This is a genomic window from Mesoterricola sp. MK458, assembly GCF_055384935.1.
In genome coordinates this window covers 2,295,352-2,319,784 of the sequence record NZ_AP045075.1, presented here as the reverse complement: position 1 = coordinate 2,319,784, position 24,433 = coordinate 2,295,352, and the positions used below count along the sequence as shown (strand labels likewise).

Below are 24,433 nucleotides of genomic sequence, written 5' to 3'. Positions count from 1 at the left end.
GGGAATTCCTCTACTGTTTGAGCCAGGCGAGCATTTCTGCGGGTTTCTGGTAGCCCAGGATGCGGCGGACTTCGCGGCCCTCGCCGTCCAGCAGGACGACAGTGGGGAAGCTCCGGATCTGGAGGGTCCTGGCCAGGTCGGGGCGGTCCTTGTCCGCGTCGATCTTCACGGGCACGGCATGGTCCTTGATCCAGGCGGTCACCTGCGGATCGGGCCAGGTCTTCTCGTCCAGTTCCTTGCACTGGGCGCACCACACGGCGAAGGTGTCCAGGAGCACCAGCTTCTTCTCCGCCTTGGCCCGGGCCACGGCCTTCTCGTAGTCGGAGCCCCACAGCTCCGGGGCCTTCTCCACGGCAACCGCACCGCCTCCAGGCAGGAGCTTGACGTCCAGGCCCGTTTCCACGGCCCGCAGACCCAGCAGGGCGGCCAGCGCCACCAGCGCGATGGCGAAGCCCTTGCGCAACTGGCCCGTGAGGCCAACGGCTTCCTCGAAGGCGCCGAAGACGGCCGCGCCGGCCAGGGCGGTGACGAACCACATGCCGTAGTTGGCCCACTCGGGCACCACCAGCCTCACGTTCCAGGCCGCGAAGCCCAGCACCACGAGGCCCATGACGTACTTGAAGCGCGTGAGCCAGTCGCCCGAGCGGGGCAGCCCGGCGGAGAACGTGCCCACCACCATGAACAGCACGCCCATGCCCAGGGCGAAGGTGAACAGCTGGATGCCGCCGCGCACGGCGTCGCCCTGCTGGGCGATGCCCACCAGCACGGTGCCGATGATGGGCCCCACGCAGGGGGCCGCCAGGGGCCCCAGCACCAGGCCCATGAGGAAGGCGCCCAGGTAGCCCTTGCGGGGCCCGTTGCCCTGGAGCCGGCTCTGCAGGCCCTGGGGAAGCGCGATCTCGAAGGCCCCGAAAAGCGACAGGGAGAAGAGGGCGAAGAGGACGGAAACGGGGATGAGGAAGGCCGGCTTCTGGGCGAAGGCCCCGAAGGTGGCGCCGCTGCGGGCGGCCACGACGCCCAGCACCGTGTAGGTGACGGCCATGCCCAGCACGAGGACCAGGGAGAGGGAGAAGCCCTTGAGCTTGCCGCCGCCCTTCGCGCCGATGATGGCCATGGTGATGGGAATCATCGGGTAGACGCAGGGGGTGAGGCTGGCGCCCATGCCCGCCAGGAAGACCACCACCAGGGCCAGGAGGAAGCCCCGCTGGGGGGCGGGGGCCTGGGGCGCCGGTGCGGTCTCGAGGACGGGGGCGGTGACGGCCGGATCCTGGGGAGCCGCCGCGGCGGCCTCGGCCTGGACGGGCGCGGAGGCCAGGGCCTTCACGGGCCCATCAGCCTTGGGGGCTTCGGCGGCCTTGCCGGCCGGGATCTCCGAGGCGGGGACCTTGAGGGTGCGGGTGGTGGGCGGGAAGCAGTTGCCGCCGGCCCCTTCCGTGCAGGGCTGGAACTGGACGTCGAGCGACACTTCGCCCTTCAGGCCGACGCCGGTGACGGGGATGTGGATGGTGCCGTGGTAGACGTCCTCCTTGAGCTCGTCCTGGGCGTCGGCCTTGGGCAGGGGGCCTGCCTTGATCGAGCCGGGCTTCGAGGCCAGCGTGACCTCGGTGAAGGACTTCTTGATGTGGACGCCCTTGGGGGTGGTGATGACCACGGCGCCCTTCTGGAAGGACACCTGGACGTCGGGGTCGCCGCCGAAGGCGGACGCCGAAAGGGCCAGGGCTCCGGCCAGGGCGAGGAGTTTCAGGGTTCGTAAAAGGGGCATGGGGGCCTCGGGATCAGGAAAGGGGCTTGAGCGTGAGGGGGTCGCGCAGGGGCAGGCGGATCAGGGGCAGGGGCGCCACGTCCTTCAGGGCCCCGGGATGGCCGGCATCGCCCGCCTCGGCCTCGCCGGCCTTGCCCACCACCAGGATCACCAGCTGGGCAGGGTCCAGGTACGTCTTCGCGGCGCGCTGCACGTCCTCGGCGGTGACGGCCTGGATCTTCTCCCGGAAGCCGGCCCACCAGTCCTCGGGCCAGCCCACGAGCTGCTCCTGGGCGAACAGGTTCACGACGTTGGCCTTCTTGCCCCACTGGGAGGGGAAGGCCTGCACGATGCTGTCCTTGATGACGGCCAGTTCCTCGGGCGGAACGGGCTCGGCCTTGAGGCGCTCGAGCTCCGCCAGGGCCAGGCGCAGGACGTAGGCCACGGACCGGTTCTTGGTCTGCACCGATCCCGACCAGTTCCCCTTCCAGTGGGCGCCGTCGCTGAAACCGGTGCCGATGCCGTAGGTGAGGCCCTCGTCGCTGCGGATCTTCTTCATGAGCCGGGAGGTGAAGCCGCTTCCGCCCAGGATCTGGTTCATCACCAGGGCCGCGTGCCAGCCCGGATCCGTGCGGCGAAGGCCGGGCAGGGCGAAGCGCACCAGGCTCTGGGGCACGTCCTTGTCCACGACGTAGATGCCCGGCCTGCGCCGGAAGGACGGGGCTTGGACCCTGGGGCTGGCCTGGGCCGCCGTCCCGGGCTTCAGGGCGCCCAGGGTGTGGTTCAGGAGGTCCAGCATGGCCTCCTTCTTGAACTTGCCCGACACCGAGACGACCAGGTTCGCGGGGTGCAGGAGCCTGGCGTGGAAGGCCGCCAGGTCCTCCCGGGTGATGGCCTTGAGGCTGTCTCCGGTGATCTGGGCGGAACTGAAGTGGTCCTCGCCGTTGAGGAGGCGGGGCAGCTCGACCTTGGCGATCCCGTCGGTCTTGTCGTTGCGGGCCAGGAGGCCCTGCTGGAAGTTTTCCTTGGCCTGGTCCAGGCGGTCCTGCGCGAAGGCGGGGCGGGTGAGCACCTGCATGAACAGGTCCAGGCCCTCCTTCAGGTCCTTTTCCATGAACTCCATGGTTACGGTGCCGGAGGTTTCCCCCAGGTTCGAACCGATGTCCCCGGCCAGGAATTCCAGCCGTTCGTCCAGGGCCGCCGCGGGCGTCTTTTCGGTTCCGCCCGCGCGCATCTGCACGCCGGTGAGGGCGGCGAGGCCCTCCTTTCCCTTGGGATCCAGGTAGGAGCCTCCCCGGATCAGCACCTGGAGCCGCACGAAGGGCACCCCGGCGGGGTCCGCGGCCACAAGGACCGGGATGCCGTTCTTCAGCTTGGCCTTGAAGGCGGCGGCGCGGGGAGCCTCGAAGGCCAGGGGCTTGAAGGTGAGCTGCTCAGGCCTCGCGGGCGGGACGTGGGCCAGGAGGGCCCCGGATGCCAGCAGGGCCAGGATCGTTGCGCGGGCCATCACTTTGCCTCCTTGCGGCGGATCACCATCGTGTTGCGGGCCTCGGGGCCGAAGTAGGCCTTGGCCACGCGCTGGACGTCCTCGCGGGTCACCGCGTTCAGGCGCGCGGGCTCTTCCAGGAAGTCCCTGTAGCTACCGGCCCCTTCGGCCTCGGCCAGCTGGTCCCGGAGGTCGCCGTTGTTCTCCATGCGGGCGTAGGTGGAAGCCTGCACCTGGTTCTTCACCTTCTGCAGTTCCTGGGCCGTGACGCCCTCCTTCTGGATGCGCTCCACCTCTTGAAGGAGAAGGCCTTCCACCTCCTCGGGCGTGTGCCCCGGGGCGGGAATGCCTCCGAGGTAGAAGATGCCGCCGAACTTCATGCCGCGGTTGCCGGCCCCGGCGTTGACGGCGACCCGCTTGCGGATCACCAGCTCCCGGTTGAGGCGCCCCGACTGGCCGTTCAGGATGGAGCTGAGCACATCCAGGGCCGCCGCGTCCCGGTGGACGGAAGGGACGGTCTTGTGGGTGACCTGGACCATGGGCATGGCGTTGGCGGTGGCCACCAGGCGCTGCTCGGCGCCCTGGGGCGGCTCGAGGGTCGTGACCTTGGGGGGCGGGGTGGTCCGGGAGGGGATGGCGCCGAAGTACGTCTGGAGGGTGGCGAAGGCCTCCTCGGTCTTGAAGTCGCCCACGAGGATCGCGGTGATGTTGTTGGGGGCGTAGTAGGTGGAAAAGAAGTAGTCCGCCTGGTCCCGGGTGACGGTGGTGATGTCGCTGGGCCAGCCGATGACGGGCCAGCTGTAGGGGTGGGCCTGCCAGATCAGGGCGTTGAAGGTCTCCTGCACCTTGCCGGTGGGCGTGGCTTCCACCCGCAGGCGCCGCTCCTCCAGCACCACGTCGCGCTCGCTGTAGAACTCGCGGAACACCGCGTTCTTCAGGCGGTCCGCCTCCAGCCAGGCCCAGAGCTCCAGCTTGTTGGCGGGCACGTCGATGTGGTAGAAGGTGCGGTCCGAGGTGGTGTTGGCGTTGAGGCCGGTGGCCCCGGCCTGCTTGTAGACCTTGTCCAGCTCGTCCTTGACGATGAGGCCGCGCTGCTCCTGCACCAGCTTGTCGAGCTCGGCCAGGAGCTGCAGGTGGCGGGGGCTTCGTGCCTTCGGATCGTTGATGTCGGCGATCTCCCCGCGGCGCAGCTTCTCCCGGAGGGCGTCGAGCTCCTTGCGGATCTCGCCCATGGTCTGGTCCTGCAGGGCGTTCAGCTCGGCGTCGCGCCGGGCGTCCCGGGTGCCGATGGTCTTGGTGCCCTTGAACATCATGTGCTCGAAGAGGTGCGCGATGCCCGTGATGCCGGGACGCTCGTCGGCGCTGCCCACCCGGGCCACCCAGCCGCAGGAGATGGTGGGCTCGTCATGGCGTTCGACCATGAGGACCCGCATGCCGTTGGGCAAGGTGCGCTCGGTGATGGGTAAGTCCTGGGCCGATAGGGGCGCCAGGGCGCATAAAGCGGCCGCGGCAACCCGGCCTGGGGTGCGGAACATGGGTCCTCCTGGGGATGGCTACGGGAGTGGTGACGTGCTGGGAGACCTCAACAAATCGAGGAATGGGGGAGCGTCCTTTGGGGGAATTCCCCATGCCTCATCTTTTTCGGTGCCTCGCAAGATGACAATGTCTCGTTCAGTGAAAAATTCGAGGGGATTTAATCGCGGAGGAATGCCGACCTTAGTGCCTGTTATAATAATGTTTGCGCAACGTTGCGCATCCGGTCCCGGGCAGGGAAGCGGTACCGATTCCCCCAGTATCGGGGATCGGCCCGACCCGGAGACGGTCCAGTTTCGGCATTTGCAGGTAGTCCGGACGGTCCTGCCGGGAATTTCGGCCCACGGACATCACGCGGGGCCCATCTCGTGGTTGAATCGGTTCCATGCGCCCCAATCCCCAGCGACCGCGCCGCATCCTCGTCATCGAGGACGAGGAGGCCCTTGGGACGCTTCTGAAGGCCAATCTGGAATCCGAAGGCTTCAACGCGACGCTGGAGGGCGACGGGGAGGCTGGCCTCGCCGCCCACATCCGGGAGGCGGCGGATCTCATCGTCCTGGACCTGTCCCTGCCGGGCATGGACGGCTTCGAGGTGCTGCGCACCCTGCGCCGGCGGCAGGACAAGGTGCCGGTGCTCATCCTCACCGCCCGTTCGGGAAGCGAGGATCGGATCCACGGACTTTCCTACGGCGCCGACGACTACCTGGCCAAGCCCTTCGCCATGCTGGAGCTCACGGCCCGCATCCGGGCCATCCTGCGCCGCGCCGCGCCGGAGGAGGAAGGGCGGCGCATGGTGCGCAGCGGGCCCTACCGCATCGACTACGTCCACCTTTCGGTGCACCGGGGCCGCAGGGACACGCAGCTGACCCTGCGGGAATTCCGGCTGCTGGAGGTGCTGGTGGCCCACCCCGGGCGGGTCCACGGCCGCCAGGACCTGGTGAACCTGGCCTGGGAGGCCGACGCCCATCCCACCCTGCGCACCGTGGACAAGCACATCAACACCCTGCGGAAGAAGCTGGGGGACTCCGACGAGAACCCCGCCATCCAGACCCTGGAACGGGAAGGCTACCGCTGGGCCCTGCCGGTGAAGGGATGAGGCGACCTTGCAACCACCGTGCAGCTTCCTTGGCCTCCCGTGACGGCGGTGTGGCGCAAAGGGCTTTATTTGAAGTGTTTAAAATTAGAGTTTAAGTAATTATAATTATACAATTTATTCTCTTGAGTTCTTCTTGCTGGGGGTGTAACCCGACCCGACCATGGATACCGACCAAGGGAATTCAAACGTAACCCGATCCCCAGGAGGAATCACATGATCAGACCCGGCCAATCGTCGGGGCCAGGAAGGCTCTGCGCCCTCATCGTCGCCTCGTCAACCCTGCTGCTCGGCCAGAGCGCCGCGGTGGGCAATCTCACGGGCCTCGTGTCCGGCCCGGGCGGCAAGCCCGTGGCGGGGGCCCTCGTCCAGGTGGACACCGGCCGCGGCGTGCGGGAATTCCGCTCGGGTGCCGACGGCCGCTTCAAGGCGCCCCAGCTGCTGCCCGGGGTGGTGAAGGTCCACGTGACCGCCAAGGGCATGAATGGCTTCCGGACCCAGGTGACCGTGGTCTCCAACCAGAACGTCGTCCTCACGGTGCCCCTGGCGCCGGTGGCGGAGGCCTTCGTGGAGGTGGTGGCCGTGCAGAACCCCGAGGTGGGGGTGGATCCGGGCGTGGCCGTGACGGGCCGGAACTTCGACGCGGAGGCCATCGCCAACCTGCCCAGCATCGGTTCCTCCCTCTACTCCGCCGCCCTCAAGACCCTGCCCGGGACGCCCTCGGGCGGCTACAACTTCCACGGTTCCGAGGACGGCGGCAACGGCTATGCCGTCAACGGCGTGGAATCCCGGTCCGCCAACGGCGGCACCCAGATGCTGCCCCTGAACCCCGATCTCATCGAGCAGTTCAACGTCCTTTCGGCGGGCGTCTCCGCGAAGTACGGCCGCTTCGTGGGCGGGGTGGTGAGCACCGTCACCAAGAGCGGCAGCAACACCTTCCAGGGGTCCATGCGCCACGACCTCACCAGCGATTCCTGGAACGCCCTGCCCCGGCAGTCCGCCTACACCACCAGCAAGAAGGTGCCCCGGCGGGTCACGGACATGCAGTCCTACACCTTCCTCGGACCCATCATCAAGGACAAGCTGTTCTTCGCGGTGGGCTACAACACCACCACCCCCAGCGTCACCAAGGTGGTCACCGGGTCGGTGGGCAGCGGCCTCTTCGCGCCCTACACCTACGCCTCCACCAGCAGCAATGAACTCAAGGACATCCGCCTGGACTGGCAGGTCAACGCGGAGAACAAGGTTTCCGGCTCCTGGAGCCGATACCTTTCAACCCAGTCCGCCTCCACCAACGGCCGGGGCATCTCCACCCTCGCGGCCGGAAACGGCCCGTCGCGCACCGAGAAGAGCTACAAGTCGGTGAGCTGGACCAGCACCCTGACCAGCACCCTCCTGCTGGACGTCATCGCCAGCGACACCCTCTCCAAGAGCGGGGGCCCCGGCACGGGTTCCCAGGGCGGCCCGGGGGTGGTGACCTGGAAGGATCTCAAGAACCCCGGCAACGGCGACCTCTACGACAACGGACTCAACGCCGGGAATCTCAACCAGGAGCGGATCCGGACCCTGGGCGTCAACCTGGCCTGGAACGGCGCGGGCCATTCCCTGGAAGGCGGCGTGCAGTACTACCACAGCCGCATCGATTCCATGGGCAGCTATTCCGGTTCCGACGGCGGCTATGCCTCCATGACCCCCTCCCGCGCCCTGCTGCAGTTCTACGGCTGGAACGTGGCGGCCCCGCCCTCCATGGACCGCGCCTACCGCAACCTGGCGGTCGACGACTCCACGCGCACCCGGCTGGTGATGTTCGATCCCCTCCAGGGCGGCGCCGATACGCGGATCCTCGGCCTGTTCGTCAACGACGTGTGGACCCTGGACAACCACTGGACCGTCAACCTGGGCCTGCGCTATGACCGCAACCAGGTGGATCTGGACCCCGAGGGGGACAGCTTCACCGCCTCCTCCCTGACCCCGCGCCTCTCGGCCTCCTACGACCTCCAGGGCAACACCCGGCACGTCTTCACCCTGAGCCTGGCCGAATACGCCGGCCAGTACAACGTCAGCACCTTCTCGTCCACCAGCGTCTCCAACACGGTCCCGGTACGCCTCTACAAGTACTACGGCGCCGGCAGCGGCAGCGACGCCCTGAACGCCGACGGTTCCATCAACTGGAACGTCTGGGGCAAGTCGGCCTCCGCGCTGGGCGTGGGCAACCCCTACCAGGCCACCCCCGATCCCCTCACCAGCCGTTCCGTGACGGCCGATCCGGACATCAAGCCGCCCCGGTCCCGGGAGGCGACGCTGGCCTACCGCTACACCGATTCTGTCCAATCCCTTTCCGCCACCTTCATCCACAAGGTGCAGGACAACTACGTCGGCATGAAGTATCTGGGCGCCGCCGGAACCGCCCCAGGCGCGGCCAGGAAGCAGTACTTCACGGACTCGGGCATGGAAACCCGCTACGAGGCTCTGGAGCTCCAGTACAAGCGCGAGATCGCGCCCGGATTCCGGGCCGGGGGCAACCTCAGCTGGTCCTACACGCGGGCCAACGCGGGGCAGGGGGTGGGCACCAGTTCCCGCAACCAGTACGGCGATTTCATCGCCAACGACCTGGTGGATCCCTTCGGCCCCCAATCCGGCCAGTGGTCCTCCTCCTCCACGCCGGTGACCCTGCACCTGGACGCCACCTACACCCGCTCCTTCGGCAAGGCCGGCAAGCTGGACGTGTCCATCCTGGGCAACTACTGGTCCAAGAGCTTCCGGGGCTACCGCACCTATTCGGGCCCCACCACGGCGGAAATCCAGGGCTTCGGCTACCCCGACAGCGTCACCCGGTCCTACGCGGATTCCCCCACCTGGTGGCCGGAACAGTTCGGTTTCGACCTGCACGTGGGCTACGAGATCGAGCTGTACCGGAAGATCACGTTCTTCACGGCCCTGGACGTCCTGAACGTCTTCAATCACATGCAGCCCATGTACGTGAACTACAGCACGGCGCTCACGGACGGCACCCGGACCTTCGCGCCCTACGACCCGTCCGTCGCCGCCGCCTATCCGGACTGGTATTCCAATCCCAAGCTCAGGCCCGTGCCCTACAACGCGCCGAACCCCGGCAACAATCCGTACGTCATGGCCGATGGGCAGACCGGGGACTACACCGCCCCCCGCAAGATCCAGGTCCGCGTCGGATTCCGCTTCTAGCCTTCCCTTTCTCCAACGGCCTGCCCGGGTTTCCGGGCAGGCCCCTGATCACGAGACGTTTCATGCCCAATCGCCTTTCCGCAGCTCTACTCTTCCCCGCGATGCTCGTTGCCCAGGCCCCCGCCGGGGATAACCAGGCCCTGGCGGCCCAGTACGCCGCCGTCGTCAAGAACTACACCGCCCACCTCAAGGAGGGCAAGGCCGCCAAGACCCGCCTTCCCCTGGACGGCACGCCCGAAGGGCTCTCGGTGCTCCTCGCCCACGAGACCCGCCCCGGGGTGCGCCAGATCATGCTCCAGGCCCGGTACTTCATGCTCCGGTCCCAGGCGGAGGAGACCGGCAAGCTCCCCGAGAACCTGGCCAACTTCCAGTTCACCCTGATCACCAGCTCCATGCTCGAGCTGGCCGGGCAGATGAGCCCCGATTCCCCCGCCCTGGACCTGGTGGCTGCGCTGGATCCCGAATTCCTGGGCTGGATCGCCTGGCATGCCAGCGGGGGCGGGTTCGCCAAGCAGACCGAGGCCCAGGCCGCGACCAAGGCCTTCGCCTTCCTCGACCAGGTCTTCGAGAAGCACCCCACCCGCACCGTGAAGCTCCTGGCGCTGGAGTCCTCCATCGAGCTGTCCTCCCGGCCCCGCATGATCGCCGACGTACGCAAGGGACTGGCCCGGCTCCAGGCCTTCGAGCCCGCCTCCCCCTCCATCGCCAAGTGGAACGCCTGGATCGCCAAGGCCGAAGTGGAGGACAAGGTGGCGCCCAAGGCGGGCAATCCCATGCCCGCCTTCAAGGTCACCGAGCTCGGCAAGCCCGGGACGGTGCTGACCCCGGCCTCCTTCAAAGGCAAGTACTGGATCCTGGATTTCTGGGCGACCTGGTGCGGCCCCTGCAAGGGCGAGCTGCCCTTCGTGCACAAGGCCTACGCCAAGTACCACCCCGCGGGGCTGGAGATCCTCAGCGTCTCCAGCGACAAGAAGGCCGGCGACATCGCCACCTTCCGCAAGAACCCGGCGACGCCCATGCCCTGGCACCACGCCTTCCCGGAAGGCAAGGAACGGGAAGCCCTCATGAACCTCTTCCAGGTGCGGGGCATCCCCCACGTGATCCTGGTGGGCCCTGACGGGAAGATCATCACCGTCAACGAGGGGATGCGGGGCGAGGAACTGGACAGGACCCTAGGCAAGCTCCTCAAGACCAAGTAGGGTCCTTCCATGCCCCTCGTCCAGATCGCCCGGGCACGACCCGGGACCCGGCGCCTTCGCGCGGCCCTTCGGATCCTTCCGGGGCCGCGCGGGGCCGTGTGGCCCCTGGTGGTGGCCTGGGCCGCCATCTGCGCCATGCTGGCGGTCCTGCCGGCCTGGTGGCTCTCCGACTGGAAGGACCTGACCCTCGACCGGTGGTTCAGCACCACCCACACCCAGGCGGTCAGGCTCACCCAGGAATGGGAACATTGGACGGTGGGCGTGCCCGACTTCACCACCGGCGACGAACCCGCCATGCGCGCCTGGCTGGCCCGGGAGGCCCTGGTCACGGCCCTGGTGGACTCGGACACGGGCCGGGTGTGGCTCCGGGACGGCGACCGCCTCCGGCCGTCCACGGATCCCGAGGCCACCCGGGAACCGGCGGACTGGGCCCGCAGGGCCCTGGAACTGGCCCCCGTGTGGACGCCGCGGGGGGCGCAGGCCGTGGCCAGCCGCAGGGGGTTCAGCACGGACGCCGGCACCTGGTGGCTGGTGGGCACGGTGGACCCCCTCGTCCGAGAGCGATGCTCCATCGTGGCTTTCCACGGCAAATGGTGCCTCATCAAGGCCTGGGTGCCCGGCAGCCCTGAAGTGGAGCGGTGGCTCCAGGGCACGCTCAAGCCCGGCGCCTCCTATCGCTTCGGGGTGGTCTCGGGCTTCAGGCACAGCGCGGACCTGAAGCGTCCGCGCGCGTTCTCCAGTTTCCGCGCCTGCAAGGGCGAGGTCCCGGGCCGGCTCGAGTTCACCTGCGCGGACACGGCGCCCTTCCGGGTGGACAAGGACCTGAGCCAGTCCTTCGGGGGCATGTGGTACGCGGTGCTCCAGATGGCTCCGGAAACCTACCGCGCCTTCTGGAAGGCCTACGTCCAGCGCGGGCTCCTGGCCTGGAGCGCCTACGGCCTCCTGGTGGCGTCCAGCGGCCTCGCGGTGGCCCTGGTGATCCAGGGCCGCAACCGGGAGCGCCTCCTCGCCGATCGCCTGGCCTCCCTCACCCACAGCCTCAAGACCCCCCTGGCGGTGCTCAAGCTCCGCTGCGACACGGTCCTCAACCCCGACCTGTCCCGGGACGCCCAGGAGGCGCGCCTCCTGGAGATCCGGGGCGAGGTGGACCACCTGGTGCGTTCCATCGAGGGCGGGCTGGAGGAGATGCGCAGCCGGTACGCTGAGCGGGCCCAGGACCGCGTGGACGCGGCCTTCTTCGAGCGCATGGACGAGGAACTCACCCCCGCCTTCGAAGCCCGTGGACGCCTCCTGGAGGTCTACGGGGCCGAGGTCAGCCTGCACTGCAGCGCCACCGCCCTGCGCGCCGCCCTGGACACCCTGGTGGAGAATGCCCTGGTCCACGGCCGCGGCCGCGTGGTGGTGAAGGCCTCCCGGCAGGAGGGCGGCGTGCGGGTGGAGGTTTCGGACGAAGGCGACGGGATTCCCCAGGCCGTCCTGGACGGGCTGCTCAGGCGGGCTCCGGCCGGGCCCGCCCAGGGCAAGGGCAGGGGCATGGGGCTCCTGGTCCTGGCCCAGGTGGCCCGGCAGGAGGGGTGGGGGTTGGCATTCGGCCGGGAGAACGGGCATTTCATGGCCTGCCTGGATCTTCCCTGAACGCCGCATCCTGACCTGGCCGCCTGACAATTCCTGACAAAGGTCCTTTGAAACCCTTCGGGTTCGGCGGGGTCCAAAGCTCTGTGAACCCCGCGGCCGGATTCCCCTTCCGGAATCCCGCCCGGGTCACCGGAGGACTCACCCATGCGAAACCCACACACCCTTCTCCTTTCCGCCCTCGTCCTGCTGGCCGTAACCGTCCAGCCGGCCCTGGCCGCCTCGCGGACCGTGACCCGGTCCGTCACCGGGCCCAACGGAAGGACCGCGAGCCGTTCCCGCACCGTGACGCGGGAGGCCGGAAGCCGAACGGTGACCACCACCGCCACGGGACCGAACGGCACCACCGTGAGCCGGTCCCGGACGATCCGGCGCTAGGATGGGCGGGCACTGGGCGAAGCGCGCGGGGCCAGGGGTCGCGCTCCTGCTGGTGGTGGGCCTTTCGGGCTGCCTCCGCGCCGTGCGGCGCGTGGCGGCCCAGGTGTCCACCCCGGACGTGGTGGTGAGTGGCGATCCCGGCCGGGTTCCGGCCGGGGTCCGGGAGGCGCTGGAGGACGCCGTCCGGCGGGGCGCCAGGGGCGTCACCGCCATCGTCATGCGGGACGGGAAGGAACTGTTCCGGCTGGACGTGGGGAGGATCGACCCGGAGGCCCGGTACCCGGTGGCCTCGGCCTCGAAATGGATGACGGCCGCGCTGGTGATGACGGTGGTGGACGAGGGCCGGCTTTCCCTGGACGAGCCCATTGCGAACCACCTTCCGGAGTTCCAGGGCGAGAAGGGCCGCACGACCCTGCGCCACCTGCTGGCCCAGACCTCCGGCCAGGGCAGCCTGAAGGGCCGCGTGGACATCCGCCAGGATCCCCGGCTCACCCTGGCCGAGTCGGCCGCGGAGGTGGCACGGCTGCCCCTGGAGCATCCGCCGGGCGCGGTGTTCGCCTACGGCGGGCCGGGCTTCCAGGTGGCGGGTGCGCTGGTGGAGAAGGTGACCGGCCGGCGGTGGGCGGACCTCTTCAGGGAACGGATCGCCGGGCCCCTGGGCATGGAACGCACGTCCTGGGAGCACCCGCCGGGCCGGGTGCCTTCGGGGCAGACCACCAACCCCCTGCTCCAGGGGGGCGTGACCACCACGGCCGGAGACTACATGCGCTTCCTCTCCATGCTGGCCCAGGGGGGCGTCCACGGCGGCCGCCGGGTGCTGTCGGCCCAGGCCGTGCGGACCCTGGAGACGGTCCAGACCCTCGGCCTGCCCAAGGACTACCTTCCGCCCGGCATCCCGGCGGACTCGGACCCGCAGTACGCCCTGGGGAACTGGTGCGAAACCTGGTCCCCGGACGGGCAGGGCGTCCTGGTGTCCAGTCCCGGGGCCCTGGGAACCTACCCCTGGATCGACCGGAAGCGCGGCGTGTGCGGCATCTTCTTCACGAAGCACCGGCTCCCGAAGGTCCGAGACGACTTCCTGAAGGCCAGGGCCGCGATCCTCCGGGCCATTGACGGTTGAGGCCGGCGGGAACCATCATACGCCATGCCCACCACGGTTCTCCTCATCGACGATGACCTGGCCCTGTGCGAGTCCCTGGCGCGCTTCCTGGCCTTGCACGACCTCCAGGTCACGTGCCTGCCCACGGTGCGGGAGGGCGAGGCCGGGATCCGGGCGGGGGGCTGGGACCTGGTCCTGCTGGACGTGGGGCTCCCCGACGGCGATGGCCGGGAACTGCTCCGGTGGATCCGGGGCCGGTCCGGGGTCCCGGTCATCATGCTCACCGCCCAGGGGGACGCGGGGGACCGCATCGCCGGGCTGGAGGACGGGGCCGACGACTTCGTGCCCAAGCCCTTCGTCCCCAGGGAACTGCTCGCCCGGATCCGGGCGGTCCTGCGCCGGCGGGGCGGTGCCGCCGGGGGGCGCCTGGTGGTGGGGGACCTCCAGGTGGACGTGCCCACCCGGCGGGTGCTGCAGGAAGGCGGGGAACTCCCCCTCACGGCGGCGGAATTCGATATCCTCCTGGTCCTGCTCCGGCGGTGCGGCACCTGCGTGACCCGGGACGAGCTCTCCGAGCAGGCCCTGGGCCGGCCCCTCGGCTTCAGCGACCGCACCATCGACAACCACATCAGCAACCTGCGGCGCAAGCTCGGGCCCCGGTCCGGGTCCGTGGAGCGCATCCGGAGCGTCCGCAACCTCGGCTACTGCTACACCGGGTTCCTGGATGCGTGATTTCTTCCTGAGGGTCTTCCTCACCTTCTGGGCCGCCTCGGTGCTGATGCTCCTGGGCTTCTGGGCCGTCACCGAGGCCACCGACGCCAGGCCCCTGGCCCGGCGGTGGATGGTGGACACCGTGGAGACCCTGGGGGCCACCGCGGTCGACCAGTTCGAGTTCGGGGGGAAGGACCGGCTGGACCGCTTCCTGGGCGCCCTCCGGGACCATTCGGGGATCCAGGCGACCCTGGTGAAGGATGGCGTGGACCTGGGCGCCGCGCCCCCTCCGCCGGAACTGGCGGACCTGATCGCCAAGGCCCGGGCGGAGCGGCGAGCCGGCTATGTGCTGCGGTCGCCCTGGCGCGGGGCGGTGGTTTCCCAGCGGGGGGCGAGCACCTACGTGTTCGCCGCCCAGGTGCGCCCCCGCCGGCTGCTGGCCCAGTCCCTCACAACCGGCATCCCTCAGCTGAAGCTGGCGCTGGCCGTGCTCATTTCCGCGGCCCTGAGCTGGCTGCTCGCCAAGAGCGTCACCGGGCCCATCGGCAGGCTCCAGGCCGTGGCCCGGGACCTGGCGGGGGGGAACCTGTCCGCCCGGGCGCGGCCGGTGGTGGCCGCCGGGGCGCCGGGGGTCGTGACCGCCCTGGCGGAGGACTTCGATTCCATGGCCGCGCGGATCCAGACCCTGATGGACCAGCAGAAGGAATTCCTCCGGGACATTTCCCACGAGCTGCGTTCCCCCCTCTCCCGCCTCAGCGTGGCCGCCGGGCTCGCCCAGCGGGGTGACCTGGCGGGCGCCGAACGCATGGAGCGGGAAATCGGGATTCTGGAAGGCATGATCTCGGATCTGCTGACCCTTGCCCGCATCGACGCGTCCGGGCCGGCCTCGCGCCGGGCGCCCGTGCACCTGGGCCGGCTGGTCCAGCAGGTGGTCCTGGACGCCTCCTTCGAAGGGGCGCCGGAGGGAAAGACGGTGATGCAGACGGGCCCCTTCGAGGTGCGGCTCCAGGGCGACCCGGGCCTGCTGCACCGCTGCATCGAGAATGTCGTGCGGAACGCCGTGAGCTTCACCCCGCCCCAGGGCGAGGTGGAAGTCGAACTTTCCCTCACGGCGCGCGGGGGCATCGACGGCTGCCTCGTCGCCGTGAGCGACGGGGGCCCCGGCGTGCCGGAGGAAGGCCTGGAGCGGCTCTTCGAGCCCTTCTACCGGGGCTCCGGCGAATTGAACGCCACCCGGGGCGGGGCAGGGGTCGGGCTCGCCATCAGCCGGAAGGTGGCCCAGTGCCACGGGGGAACCATCGAGGCCGGGAACCTCGCCGGGGGAGGGCTCCAGGTCCGGCTTTGGCTACCCCTCTAGTTTTCGGCCAGGAAGGCCATCACGGTATCCATGACCACGGTGGGTGATGCCGGATTCATGCGGGCGGCGATGGCGTCGACGCCGTGGTCCGCCCCCCGCACCCGCTTGAGCACCAGCTTCCCGCCGCAGGACGTCCAGGTGTCGACGTTTCCGGTGGTCTGGCAGCCGGCGAGGTCCAGGGTGGTGCCGCAGACCTGCAGGACCCGGTCACCGTGCTGGTGCCACTCCCCGATCATGGTGCCGTCCAGGAAGGCCGCATTGCCGGCCCAGACGACCACCGGGTTGACGTACCAGTTCGGCTGCGTCCAGTTGCCGGAGGTCTGCATGACGGAATCGGCATCCCCGAAAAGGCCCAGGTAGGGAGGCGTCGCGCTCCCCAGGGTGCAGACGCAGGGCGTGGCGGCCTGCTGGAACCGGGCGGAGGCCGGGCCCGCCAGGGACACATAGGCGTTGAAGGTGGATGGGGATTCGCACCACATGCGGTTCGCCATCGTCCCTCCCATGGAGTGGCCCATGAGGGTTACGTTCGCAAGGCCGTAGGTGGTGCGGATCTTCGCGGCCAGGGCCTGCAGGAAGGCCTTGTCGTCCTGCCCGGAGGTCATGGCGTAGTTGGACCAGGTGGTGGCCCCGGGCGACCCGTCGATGTGCTGGCCCTGGGGCAGGACGAGCATCACCTTGTGGGCGCTGAGCCAGGTCCAGTTGACGGTGCCCGTGGTGGTGGCGGTGGCGCTGGAATTCAGGGCCAGCTGGTATCCGATGGCGTTGCTGTTCCCGCCGCCACCGTGCAGCGCCACGATGGCCCGGGTGGCGCCGGCGGGAATGCAGAAGGTCACCGCATGGGGGAAGCCGGGAACCTGGGTGGTGACGACCTGGTTGTCCGGGGCGGGAGGCGCCTGGGACCCGGGCGCTCCGCCGCCGCAGGCGGTCATCATCCCGGCCAGGGCCGGGACCAGAAGGGCGGTTCGGCGGTTCATGGGCATGGATCCTTCCGGGCTGGGCGCCTTCCAGATGGAAGGGGCGCTTCCCATTAGATCCCGGGGCCGGGGATGGAAACGTAAGGAAGTGTCAGGGAAGGGCCTTCGCTCCCCTCAGACGTTGAAACGGAAGTTGATCACGTCCCCGTCGTGGACCACGTATTCCTTGCCCTCGCTGCGGAGCTTGCCCGCCTCCCTGCATTTGGCCTCGCTCTTGAGGCGGACCAGGTCGTCCCACCTCGTCACCTCGGCCCGGATGAAGCCGCGCTCGATGTCGGAGTGGATCTTGCCGGCGGCCTTGGGGGCCGTGAGGCCCCGGCGGATGGGCCAGGCGCGGCACTCGTCCTCGCCGGCGGTGAGGAAGCTGATGAGATCCAGGAGGGCGTAGGCCCCCCGGATGAACCGCGCGATGGCCGGTTCGGCCAGGCCCAGGGACGCCACGAACTCCAGCTGGTCCTCGGGCGACATCTGGGCGATGTCCATCTCGATCAGGCCGGCCAGGACCACCAGGCCGAGGCCCGCCTCGCGGGTGTGGCGCGCCAGGTCCTCGGGGGCGGGGGCGGCGGCCTCGGCCTCGGCGACGTTGAGCACCAGCAGCAGGGGTTTCTGGGTCAGGAAGCGGTACCCGGCCAGGGACGCCCAGGCTTCCGGGGCGACGCCTTCCACCTTGCGCAGGGGCACGCCGGCCTCCAGGGCGGCCTTGAGGGTGCCCAGGAGCTCGGCCTCGCCGGTCTTCGCCTTCTCCTTGGCGAGGCGCTCCAAGCGCTTCTCGATGAGGATGAGGTCGGCGAGGTTCATTTCGTCCTCGAGGCCCTTGGCTTCGGCGAGGGGTTCGGGGACCTCGCCCGCCGCGCCCGGGAAGCCCCGGACCACCTGGCACAGCGCATCCACCTCCCGCATGGCCCGGAGGGTCGCCTCGTCCAGGCTCTGGCCGTGGCCCCCCGCGGAAGCCGCGGCCACGTCGCAGAAGGTGATCTCGGCCAGGGTGGTCTTCTTGGGGTGGAAGAGCCCCGCCAGGGCCGCGACCCGTTCGTCGGGGACCTTGACGGTGCCCAGGTTGGTCTTGCCCCGGGCCGCGCTGAAGCCGGTCTCGGCGGAGAGCCCCGTGAGGGCGTTGAACACCGTGGTCTTGCCGCTGCCTGGGAATCCGACCAATCCGACCTTCATGGCGTGCCTCGCAAAGGGCTGTACGCGTGCTGCGGCGATGGCCGGATGCCCGCCATCCCGATCCCTGGAGCCTGATCCGTTCAGCCGATTGTAACCCTACGGGTCCGGATCACGGAAAGATCTCCTCCTTGGCGGCCCTGAGGATGGCGAGCACGGCCGGGTGGACCAGCTTGCGCTCGGCCGAGACGGCGTAGGTCCGTTCCCGGACCCCGTCCAGGCTGCCCAGGGAACGCACGCCGTAGGTCCTGGCCACCTCCTGGCTGATGGCCGCGGGCGCCGCGAAGAAACCCAGGCCTTGGGCTCCGAAGGTTTCCAGAAGGGCGGTGTCGTCAAATTCCCCCACGATCACGGGCACGACGGCGTTCCGTTCAAACCAGGCGTCCAGGGAGCGGCGCAGCGCGTTGCCCGGGGAGGGGAGCAGGAGGGGCGCGCCGTTCAGGCCCCCCGGAAAGGGGCCCGGGTGGCGTTCCGCCAGGGCCGGGGTGCCGAAGAGCTCCACGCCGGACTCGCCCAGGAGATGGTTGTAGGCCCGCGCCCCGCTCCGGGGCGTCCAGGGCGCATCGGAGAGGACGATGTCGATCTCGTGGGTCTGGAGGGCGTTGAGGAGCCGGGGCAGGGGCGCCTCGCGGCAGGCGAGCCGAAGGGGCTCTCCGAGCTCCAGGGCGGGTTGCAGCAGGCGGTGCACCATCAGCTTGGGGAGCACGTCCGAGACGCCGGCCACCAACTGGAGGGCCCGGCCCGTGGGGTGCCCCTTGAGCTGGTGCTGGAACTCCCGTCCGAGGGAGAAGATCTCCTCCGCGTACCGGTAGGCCGTCTGCCCAGCGGCGGTGAGCCGCAGGCCCCGGCCGGATTTCTCGAAGAGCCTTTCCCCCAGGCTCGCTTCCAACTGGCGGATCTGGGTGCTGAGCGCCGGCTGGGAGAGGTTCAGGGTCCTGGCGGCCGACGTGATGGACCCTTCCTTGGCCGCTGTCCAGAAATAGAGCAGATGGTGGTAGTTGAGCCATTCCATGCCAAGATCATACATCCATTAAATGAATGGAATGTCTAAAAACAATATATAAAACATATTCATTTCTAGACCCATCCTATAGGTGCACGCGTCGTGCGAGGAGTGATCCATGAAGATCCTGCTGAAGTCCCTCGGTTTCAACGCTGGCGAAGCTTTGCATCAGCACGCGATTTCGCGGCTGGGGTCGGCCCTTGAGCACTGGAGCGACCGGCTCGAAGGCGCGGTGGTCCGGATCGCGGATGCCAACGGGCCCCGGGGCGGGGTGGACAAGGTCTGCTCCATCCAGATCGCCCTCCCCCATCGGGCCTTCGTGGTGGTCACTGCCGCCGCCTCGGACTACTACGCCGCGGTGGACCTGGCGATCCACCGCGCCTGCCGGGCCACGGCCCGCGCCATCGGGCGCATCGCCCAGCCCAAGGGACAGGGCGGTTCCTGGCCCCTGGCCGCCTTCGAATGAAGCGGGCCCCGGTGGGCGGTAGAATGGCTGATCCCCAGCCATGCCAGGAGGCCGCCATGCCCACCGAGACCCCGACCCTCTTCACCGCCGGCGCCATGGCCAAGGAACTGGGCGTCTCCGACGCCAAGGTCAAGAAGGCCATCCTGGAACTGGGCCTGGCGCCGGCGGCGAAGAAGGGCTGCTGCTCCTATTTCACCGCCGAGGACCGGAAGAAGCTCGCGGCCGTCCTGAAATAGCCGGGTTCCCCGTCAGGGACTGGAAAGTCGCCGGGTCAGGTCGGCGATGAGGCGATCCTTCTCCTCGAGAGCCTGTTCCTTCTCGACCAGGGCCTGATCCTTCTCGACCAAAGCCTGATCCTTCTCCACGAGGGCCTGATCCTTCTCCACGAGGGCCTGGCGCAGGTCGGATGCCTCCCGCGCCTGGTCCTGGAAGGCGGTCAGCATGTCGTCTTCCACATCCATCCAGTCGCGGACTTCCTGTTCGGCGCCGGCCCGCATGAGCCGGCGCAGGACTTCCCGATGGCGCTCTGGGAAATTCTCCTCCAGGATGTCCAGCAGGTGGGGATCGGAACGGGAGGCCAGGCCCTGGTCGAACACCTCCAGGAGCCGTTCCAGGTCCGTTCGCCGGCGGTTCTTGAGGCGATTGATCTGGACCACGATCGCATCGTGGGTGAGCGCCTCCACGAAGGGGTCGGTGATGGGCACCGTCTCGCCGGTGGCCGCGTCCAGGTAGTGCCGGTTGATCTTGAGCACCGGCACGTCCACGCATTCCAGGCCCTGGCCCAGGAAATAGATGGTCAGGATGGGCAGCGCCTGCTTCTTCCCGGCCGGGTCCAGGTGGACGTTTTCCGGGCTGGCGTAATTGGAGCCGAGGTAGCGCCGGAAGCGCTGCACGTCCCAGGCGCTGCGGGCCTTCTGGATCTCGATCAGGACCAGCTTGCGGCTGCCGTCCTCCATGCGCACGGCGGCGGCAAAATCCAGGCGCAGGACCAGCAGCTGGGTGCCATCGGCCTTGGCTGCCTTGTGGTGCACCTCCGTGGGGCGGAACTGCAGTTCCAGGACCTCCTTGCCCAGCAGGGCGGAGAGCAGGATCCTGGCGACCTTCTCGTCGTCCAGGAGGTACTTGAACACCACGTCGTAGATGGGGTTGGCGATGCGCACCGGTGAGGAACCTCCAGGCCGAAGCGTACCGGCCTCCCGCGCCAGGGCGCCACGGAACGGCTCATGGGGTCGCAGGCAACCGCCCTGGATCATCCGGGAAAATCCGCCGGCCCTTCATTCAGCGGGCCTGCCTCCGTACCGGGGCTCCGCCTGGGCGGAAGGGGACGTCTCCCTCCCGGGCTCCGGGGTCCCGGGGCCGTCCCCGCGCCGCTCCGGAGCGTCGGCCTGGGGCCAGGGTGCGAAGAGGGCCAGGGCAGGGGGAAGGGGGAGGCGCACGCGGATCATGGGGTGACTCCTTCAAGCTGGAAGAGGGCTACCGAACCGCGGGCGCGCAGGTCCACGAGGATCTGGTGGTTCCCGCAGCGGTCCAGGAAGCCGTCCACGTCCCCTTCGCGGCGGATCCCGCGTTCCGCCTCCTGGACCAGTTCCGCGCAGAGCCGGGCGGGGTCGGCGGGCAGGGGACGCCCCGGGAGCGCGAACCGGTAGCCGCAGTCCGAATAGGTGGATTCCACGTCCCGGCAGCGGTCCAGGCACCCCCGCATCCGCGGGACGATGAACCCCGGCCAGAGGTCCTCGAAGGCCTCGGGCCGGCGGTGGTGGGGCTCCTGGAACCACTTCAGGACGCTGCTGGCCTCGCAGCGGCACTTGCCGAGGATGGCGGCGGAGCCTTCGGGGTGCAGGATGACCACGGTGGTCCCGCCGCCCCGGGTGTCAAGGCCCTCGCATCGCGCCGGGCTCGATGGATTTGGGAACATTCGATACCTCCATCAGGGGATGGGCGTTGCGGCCTGCGGTGGACGAGCGCGCAACTCCCTCGCGAATCCAGGGATGGCACGGGAACTCCGGGGCGGTTGAGGGTTCCGCCTGGGCCGGGTCCCAGGCTTCCGGGTGGATACAACAAACATAATGAGATTGAGTCTAAATTTCAACAAAAAATCGAATGAAGGGTTTCACCGGTCCCGCAAGGTAATTCCGGACGCCCTCAGGGCAGGCCGAGGCGTTTCTTCAAGGCCGGCGCCGCCCCACGGCTTATCTCCACGTCCTGGCCTCCGGCGAGCTTCACCTGCATGCGCCCGGAATCCAGGTTCCTTGCCCCCAGGACCGCCTCGGGCCGCAGGAGGAGGTGGCGGTGGCCGCGGATCAGGCCGCGGCCCTCCAGGGCCTGTTCCGCCTCGGCCAGGGTCTTCCAGAGGGTGCGCCATTCGCCGCCGGCGTGGGCCCACACGGCGCCGTCCCTGAATTCGAAATGGGAGGTCCGGGCCAGGTCCAGGAGGACGAGGCCCTCGCCCGCCTTCGCGGGGTAGCGGAAGGGGCCCGCCGTTGGGGGTTTCGGAGGACGGGCGGCCCGGAGCCGTTCGAGGGTCAGGGCCAGCCGTTCTTCCGTGACGGGCTTCAGGAGGTAGTCCAGGGCGGCATGCTCGAAGGCCTTCACGGCGTGCTCGGCGAAGGCGGTGACCAGCACCACGGGCATCCCGGACTGCACTTCGGCCATGACCTCCAGGCCGGTGAGGCCGGGCATCTGCACGTCCAGGAACAGCGCATCCGCCGTGCCGCCGGCTTCCAGCCATTCCATGACGGCGAGGCCGTCCTCCAGCTCCGCCACGACCTGGCAGCCCTGGTCCTTCAGGAGGCGGACCAGGCGCTTGAGGTTGTAAGGCTCGTCCTCGGCCACGACGATGCGGAGCGGTTCAGGCAAGGTCCCCTCCCGGCAGCTGGATGACGGCCCGGGTCCACGCGCCTTCACGCCAGAGCCGGAAGGAGGTGGCGGGATCGGCTCCCAGCAGGGCCAGCCGCTCCCTGAGATTGCGCAAGCCGATGCTGTCGGGCGCGCCTTCGCCCGGGGGGCGGCCGGTGTTGGCCACTTCCAGTTCCAGGCCGCGGCCCCAGGGTCGCAGGCTGATGTGGAGCTCACCCCCGGCACGCTCGGGGCCGATGCCGTGCTTGAGGGCGTTCTCCACCAGGGGCTGGAGGAGGAGGGGCGGCACCTCGCGGTCGTCGAGGCCGGGATCCCAGGACCACCGGACCTGGAGCCGCCTGCCCAGGCGAAGCTGCTCCAGGGCGAGGTACTGCTCCACCACCTGCCGTTCCTGGGCCAGGGCCAGGGAGGTGCGGTCGCCCAGTTCCAGGAGGTGGCGCAGCAGGCCGGCCAGGTCCACCAGGACCTTCTCGGCGGCGGCCGGGTCCTCCCGGACCATTTCGGCCACCCCGCTGATGGCGTTGAAGAGCACGTGGGGGTTCATCTGGTTCTGCAGGGCCTTCAGGCGGGCCTGGGCCGCGGCCTTCACGGCCAGGTCCTCGCTGCGCTCGGCCTTTTCCATCCGGGCGATGACGCCTCCGAGAAGGACCGAGAAGCAGAGGTAGGAGGCCGCCAGGATCAGGAGCCTGGGATGCGGGACGCCGCCCATGGCCCCGTGGAACTCCATGCCGCCCCGGTGCATCATGCCCCGGCCCATGCCCCGCGGACCCATGGGCGGGGCGCCGGGGCCCAGCAGGACCAGAAGGAGGAGCGCGCAGGCCGCATTGAAGGGGATGGCCTGCAGGAGCCCACGGATGGGCGAGGCCACGGCGTCCGGGGTCCCCGTCCACTGCCAGGGCAGGGGGGCGAACACCAGGAAGAAGAAGCCCCAGGCGAAAGGCGCCAGGGCCTCCCCGTCCAGGGGGAGGCTCCCGGGCCCCAGCCCCCACCGGGTGAGGTTCCAGAGCAGGCCGAACACCAGGATGGCGCCCAGGGTGAGGGGGCGCCGGATCCTGTGGACGGTGGTCCTGAATAGGGGCTCGGCCTGCATGATAGATCAGTCTAGTTCAGCGCATCCCCTGGGGACAGCAGCGGTTGCCGTGGCCCATGCCCTTGCCGCGCCCCATGCCCCGGCCCATTCCGGGGCCCTCGGCCCAGCGCTTTTCCCACTGGGCCTTCTGCTCGGGGGTGAGGAGCTTGGCCATTTCCAGGTGGTTGGCCTGGTGCGCTTCCAGGAGGGCGAAGCGGGCCTGGCTCTCCTTGTCGAAGAGGGCCTTGAGGTCGGCGCCGGGCTTGGTCATGGCCTGACGGAGGGCCTCATGGGCGTCGTGGACGGCCTTGCGCTTGGCTTCCATGGCCGGCCGGTGCTTGGCCCGCAGGTCGGCCATGGCGGTCTTCTGGGCCTCGGTGAGGCCCGGGAGGTTCTCGCAGGCGCCGCCGCGGGGGCCGCAGCCCCGGTGAGGCCCGGGCCCGCCCTGGGCCAGCGCGGGCAGGGCCATCAGGGCGAGGGCCCCGGTGCAGAGGATGAGGGTTCGGATGGATGGTTTCATGGGTGCCTCCAGCGTCCGGGGAACGTTGCCCCGTCCACACCATTGGAGCCGCCATGGGCCGGAAAGGCAGCCTGGGTCCGCCCAGACGCACCTCCGGGGGGTCGAATCGCACGAACCGGGGATCGAATGACATCCGGCAGTTGCACCTTGTACTCCCATTGCGATTGACACGCAATCCCACGGACCGATACTTCCCTATTCCCCAGGGAGGACCCATGGTGGATTTCCGCGACAAGACGCCGGTCACCCGCTGTGCCTGGTGCGGGTTCATCCGCATGGGACAGGTGTGGCGCTCGGACCGGCGGGGGCTGAATCTGGGCGGCTACCGCCATGCCATCTGCGCGAGGTGTCTGGGCGCGAACTTCCCGGGCGTACAGACACCCTCTTAGGCCACGTTCACGCGGATCGAAAGCGCCTTGAGGGCCATGCGGTGCAGGGGCTCGGTCACCGTGGTGCAGGCGTCGGCCAGGACCGTCACCCGGTAGGGGTCCGCGGCCCGGGAGATGGCGGTGTGGGTGACGCAGTTCTGGGTCATCATGCCGGCCAGAACCAGCTCGGTGGCGCCCAGCTCCCGCAGGGTGCGCTCCAGCGTGGTCTGGTGAAAGGCGTCGGCGTGGTGCTTGATCACCACCGGGGCGTGGGGGGCGGCGGCGAGGACGCGGGGGTGGATCGCCGCCCCGGGGGTGCCCTCGGCGAAGAAGGAGGACGGCCCCTCGGCCAGATGCTGGATGTGGCTGACGGGCACACCTTCCGCCGTGGCCCGGGCGATGGCCTCCACCACCCGCTCCAGGGTGCCCTCGGCGTTCCAGAGGGGGTAGGCCCCTCCGGGGAAGTAGTCGTTCTGGAGGTCGATGACCAGGAGGGCTTTGCCCATGGGGTCTCCTTCACGGGTCCAGGTTGACAGGATTCGCCGGTCCCCCTGGTTCTGATGGAAATTCTTGTCAGGGCTTT

The 24,433-nt window shown here is 69.2% G+C and carries 23 protein-coding genes; 10 read left to right on the top strand and 13 right to left on the bottom strand.

All coding sequences use genetic code 11. The annotated features are described in order from the left end of the window. Nucleotides 1-10: 10 nt before the first annotated feature. Genes ACZ5LB_RS10155 through ACZ5LB_RS10145 form a run of 3 tightly spaced genes read right to left on the bottom strand, consistent with a single transcriptional unit; the run spans nucleotide 11 to nucleotide 4,762 of the window. Nucleotides 11-1,762 carry a protein-disulfide reductase DsbD family protein gene (locus tag ACZ5LB_RS10155; protein WP_464606163.1) on the bottom strand — a complete coding sequence of 584 codons (1,752 nt, stop codon included), beginning with the start codon at nucleotides 1,760-1,762 and terminating at the stop codon, nucleotides 11-13. Nucleotides 1,763-1,775: 13 nt separating this feature from the next. Continuing rightward, on the bottom strand, nucleotides 1,776-3,248 hold the full coding sequence (locus ACZ5LB_RS10150; protein ID WP_464606160.1) for a M16 family metallopeptidase: 1,473 nt from the start codon (nucleotides 3,246-3,248) through the stop codon (nucleotides 1,776-1,778). Next, nucleotides 3,248-4,762 (bottom strand): M16 family metallopeptidase, encoded by a 1,515-nt coding sequence (locus ACZ5LB_RS10145; protein WP_464606158.1) that lies wholly within the window; start codon nucleotides 4,760-4,762, stop codon nucleotides 3,248-3,250. The genes ACZ5LB_RS10150 and ACZ5LB_RS10145 overlap by 1 nt, the downstream gene beginning before the upstream one ends. Before the next feature lie 383 nt (nucleotides 4,763-5,145). Here ACZ5LB_RS10145 and ACZ5LB_RS10140 point away from each other — a divergent pair, with 383 nt between their 5' ends. The 8 genes from ACZ5LB_RS10140 (at nucleotide 5,146) to ACZ5LB_RS10105 (ending at nucleotide 15,430) form a co-directional block, all read left to right on the top strand. After that, nucleotides 5,146-5,856, top strand: coding sequence for a response regulator transcription factor (locus ACZ5LB_RS10140; protein ID WP_464606156.1), 711 nt, complete (start codon nucleotides 5,146-5,148; stop codon nucleotides 5,854-5,856). 213 nt (nucleotides 5,857-6,069) lie between these two features. Then, nucleotides 6,070-9,054 carry a TonB-dependent receptor gene (locus tag ACZ5LB_RS10135; RefSeq protein WP_464606154.1) on the top strand — a complete coding sequence of 995 codons (2,985 nt, stop codon included), beginning with the start codon at nucleotides 6,070-6,072 and terminating at the stop codon, nucleotides 9,052-9,054. A 62-nt stretch (nucleotides 9,055-9,116) separates the two neighbouring features. Then, on the top strand, nucleotides 9,117-10,253 hold the full coding sequence (locus ACZ5LB_RS10130) for a TlpA family protein disulfide reductase (RefSeq protein ID WP_464606152.1): 1,137 nt from the start codon (nucleotides 9,117-9,119) through the stop codon (nucleotides 10,251-10,253). 9 nt (nucleotides 10,254-10,262) lie between these two features. Continuing rightward, nucleotides 10,263-11,888: a sensor histidine kinase gene (locus ACZ5LB_RS10125; RefSeq protein WP_464606150.1), complete on the top strand. Its 1,626-nt coding sequence runs from the start codon at nucleotides 10,263-10,265 to the stop codon at nucleotides 11,886-11,888. Nucleotides 11,889-12,032: 144 nt separating this feature from the next. Further along, on the top strand, nucleotides 12,033-12,263 hold the full coding sequence (locus tag ACZ5LB_RS10120) for a hypothetical protein (RefSeq protein WP_464606148.1): 231 nt from the start codon (nucleotides 12,033-12,035) through the stop codon (nucleotides 12,261-12,263). 1 nt (nucleotide 12,264) lies between these two features. Further along, the gene (locus ACZ5LB_RS10115) at nucleotides 12,265-13,383 is read left to right on the top strand and encodes a serine hydrolase domain-containing protein (protein ID WP_464606146.1); all 1,119 of its coding nucleotides are present in this window, start codon (nucleotides 12,265-12,267) and stop codon (nucleotides 13,381-13,383) included. A 24-nt stretch (nucleotides 13,384-13,407) separates the two neighbouring features. Further along, nucleotides 13,408-14,094: a response regulator transcription factor gene (locus ACZ5LB_RS10110; protein WP_464606144.1), complete on the top strand. Its 687-nt coding sequence runs from the start codon at nucleotides 13,408-13,410 to the stop codon at nucleotides 14,092-14,094. Further along, complete coding sequence (locus tag ACZ5LB_RS10105; RefSeq protein WP_464606141.1) at nucleotides 14,087-15,430, top strand: sensor histidine kinase; 1,344 nt, start codon at nucleotides 14,087-14,089, stop codon at nucleotides 15,428-15,430. The genes ACZ5LB_RS10110 and ACZ5LB_RS10105 overlap by 8 nt, the downstream gene beginning before the upstream one ends. Here ACZ5LB_RS10105 and ACZ5LB_RS10100 read toward each other — a convergent pair. The 3 genes from ACZ5LB_RS10100 to ACZ5LB_RS10090 all read right to left on the bottom strand — a co-directional run bounded on the left by ACZ5LB_RS10100 (nucleotide 15,427) and on the right by ACZ5LB_RS10090 (nucleotide 18,580). Continuing rightward, complete coding sequence (locus ACZ5LB_RS10100; protein ID WP_464606139.1) at nucleotides 15,427-16,404, bottom strand: alpha/beta fold hydrolase; 978 nt, start codon at nucleotides 16,402-16,404, stop codon at nucleotides 15,427-15,429. The genes ACZ5LB_RS10105 and ACZ5LB_RS10100 overlap by 4 nt on opposite strands. 114 nt (nucleotides 16,405-16,518) lie before the next feature. Continuing rightward, nucleotides 16,519-17,559, bottom strand: coding sequence for a DUF933 domain-containing protein (locus ACZ5LB_RS10095; protein ID WP_464606137.1), 1,041 nt, complete (start codon nucleotides 17,557-17,559; stop codon nucleotides 16,519-16,521). A 121-nt stretch (nucleotides 17,560-17,680) separates the two neighbouring features. Next, nucleotides 17,681-18,580, bottom strand: coding sequence for a LysR family transcriptional regulator (locus ACZ5LB_RS10090; protein WP_464606135.1), 900 nt, complete (start codon nucleotides 18,578-18,580; stop codon nucleotides 17,681-17,683). A gap of 109 nt (nucleotides 18,581-18,689) precedes the next feature. On the opposite strand from ACZ5LB_RS10090, the gene ACZ5LB_RS10085 reads away from it, so the two are divergent. Both ACZ5LB_RS10085 and ACZ5LB_RS10080 read left to right on the top strand, forming a co-directional pair. Next, complete coding sequence (locus ACZ5LB_RS10085; RefSeq protein ID WP_464606133.1) at nucleotides 18,690-19,037, top strand: HPF/RaiA family ribosome-associated protein; 348 nt, start codon at nucleotides 18,690-18,692, stop codon at nucleotides 19,035-19,037. Nucleotides 19,038-19,093: 56 nt separating this feature from the next. After that, nucleotides 19,094-19,273, top strand: a complete 180-nt coding sequence (locus tag ACZ5LB_RS10080) for a hypothetical protein (protein ID WP_464606131.1) — start codon at nucleotides 19,094-19,096, stop codon at nucleotides 19,271-19,273. 12 nt (nucleotides 19,274-19,285) lie between these two features. Here ACZ5LB_RS10080 and ACZ5LB_RS10075 read toward each other — a convergent pair whose 3' ends face one another. The 7 genes from ACZ5LB_RS10075 to ACZ5LB_RS10045 form a co-directional block, all read right to left on the bottom strand. Then, complete coding sequence (locus ACZ5LB_RS10075) at nucleotides 19,286-20,197, bottom strand: hypothetical protein (RefSeq protein ID WP_464606129.1); 912 nt, start codon at nucleotides 20,195-20,197, stop codon at nucleotides 19,286-19,288. Between the two features lie 114 nt (nucleotides 20,198-20,311). Next, complete coding sequence (locus ACZ5LB_RS10070; protein WP_464606127.1) at nucleotides 20,312-20,482, bottom strand: hypothetical protein; 171 nt, start codon at nucleotides 20,480-20,482, stop codon at nucleotides 20,312-20,314. After that, entirely contained in the window at nucleotides 20,479-20,952 is a 474-nt protein-coding gene (locus tag ACZ5LB_RS10065; RefSeq protein ID WP_464606125.1) for a hypothetical protein, read from the bottom strand. Before ACZ5LB_RS10065 ends, ACZ5LB_RS10070 begins: the two co-directional genes overlap by 4 nt. Nucleotides 20,953-21,179: 227 nt before the next feature. Further along, the gene (locus tag ACZ5LB_RS10060) at nucleotides 21,180-21,893 is read right to left on the bottom strand and encodes a LytR/AlgR family response regulator transcription factor (RefSeq protein WP_464606123.1); all 714 of its coding nucleotides are present in this window, start codon (nucleotides 21,891-21,893) and stop codon (nucleotides 21,180-21,182) included. Further along, nucleotides 21,886-22,983, bottom strand: a complete 1,098-nt coding sequence (locus tag ACZ5LB_RS10055) for a sensor histidine kinase (protein WP_464606121.1) — start codon at nucleotides 22,981-22,983, stop codon at nucleotides 21,886-21,888. The genes ACZ5LB_RS10060 and ACZ5LB_RS10055 overlap by 8 nt, the downstream gene beginning before the upstream one ends. A 16-nt stretch (nucleotides 22,984-22,999) precedes the next feature. After that, nucleotides 23,000-23,482 (bottom strand): Spy/CpxP family protein refolding chaperone, encoded by a 483-nt coding sequence (locus tag ACZ5LB_RS10050; protein ID WP_464606119.1) that lies wholly within the window; start codon nucleotides 23,480-23,482, stop codon nucleotides 23,000-23,002. A 385-nt stretch (nucleotides 23,483-23,867) separates the two neighbouring features. Further along, complete coding sequence (locus ACZ5LB_RS10045; RefSeq protein WP_464606117.1) at nucleotides 23,868-24,356, bottom strand: cysteine hydrolase family protein; 489 nt, start codon at nucleotides 24,354-24,356, stop codon at nucleotides 23,868-23,870. Between the last annotated feature and the right edge of the window lie 77 nt (nucleotides 24,357-24,433).

Coding starts and splice junctions, on each gene's coding strand:
- ACZ5LB_RS10155 (WP_464606163.1), bottom strand. CDS start 1,762: ATGCCCCTTTTACGAACCCTGAAACTCCTCGCCCTGGCCGGAGCCCTG.
- ACZ5LB_RS10150 (WP_464606160.1), bottom strand. CDS start 3,248: ATGGCCCGCGCAACGATCCTGGCCCTGCTGGCATCCGGGGCCCTCCTG.
- ACZ5LB_RS10145 (WP_464606158.1), bottom strand. CDS start 4,762: ATGTTCCGCACCCCAGGCCGGGTTGCCGCGGCCGCTTTATGCGCCCTG.
- ACZ5LB_RS10140 (WP_464606156.1), top strand. CDS start 5,146: ATGCGCCCCAATCCCCAGCGACCGCGCCGCATCCTCGTCATCGAGGAC.
- ACZ5LB_RS10135 (WP_464606154.1), top strand. CDS start 6,070: ATGATCAGACCCGGCCAATCGTCGGGGCCAGGAAGGCTCTGCGCCCTC.
- ACZ5LB_RS10130 (WP_464606152.1), top strand. CDS start 9,117: ATGCCCAATCGCCTTTCCGCAGCTCTACTCTTCCCCGCGATGCTCGTT.
- ACZ5LB_RS10125 (WP_464606150.1), top strand. CDS start 10,263: ATGCCCCTCGTCCAGATCGCCCGGGCACGACCCGGGACCCGGCGCCTT.
- ACZ5LB_RS10120 (WP_464606148.1), top strand. CDS start 12,033: ATGCGAAACCCACACACCCTTCTCCTTTCCGCCCTCGTCCTGCTGGCC.
- ACZ5LB_RS10115 (WP_464606146.1), top strand. CDS start 12,265: ATGGGCGGGCACTGGGCGAAGCGCGCGGGGCCAGGGGTCGCGCTCCTG.
- ACZ5LB_RS10110 (WP_464606144.1), top strand. CDS start 13,408: ATGCCCACCACGGTTCTCCTCATCGACGATGACCTGGCCCTGTGCGAG.
- ACZ5LB_RS10105 (WP_464606141.1), top strand. CDS start 14,087: ATGCGTGATTTCTTCCTGAGGGTCTTCCTCACCTTCTGGGCCGCCTCG.
- ACZ5LB_RS10100 (WP_464606139.1), bottom strand. CDS start 16,404: ATGAACCGCCGAACCGCCCTTCTGGTCCCGGCCCTGGCCGGGATGATG.
- ACZ5LB_RS10090 (WP_464606135.1), bottom strand. CDS start 18,580: ATGGAATGGCTCAACTACCACCATCTGCTCTATTTCTGGACAGCGGCC.
- ACZ5LB_RS10085 (WP_464606133.1), top strand. CDS start 18,690: ATGAAGATCCTGCTGAAGTCCCTCGGTTTCAACGCTGGCGAAGCTTTG.
- ACZ5LB_RS10080 (WP_464606131.1), top strand. CDS start 19,094: ATGCCCACCGAGACCCCGACCCTCTTCACCGCCGGCGCCATGGCCAAG.
- ACZ5LB_RS10070 (WP_464606127.1), bottom strand. CDS start 20,482: ATGATCCGCGTGCGCCTCCCCCTTCCCCCTGCCCTGGCCCTCTTCGCA.
- ACZ5LB_RS10065 (WP_464606125.1), bottom strand. CDS start 20,952: ATGTTCCCAAATCCATCGAGCCCGGCGCGATGCGAGGGCCTTGACACC.
- ACZ5LB_RS10055 (WP_464606121.1), bottom strand. CDS start 22,983: ATGCAGGCCGAGCCCCTATTCAGGACCACCGTCCACAGGATCCGGCGC.
- ACZ5LB_RS10050 (WP_464606119.1), bottom strand. CDS start 23,482: ATGAAACCATCCATCCGAACCCTCATCCTCTGCACCGGGGCCCTCGCC.
- ACZ5LB_RS10045 (WP_464606117.1), bottom strand. CDS start 24,356: ATGGGCAAAGCCCTCCTGGTCATCGACCTCCAGAACGACTACTTCCCC.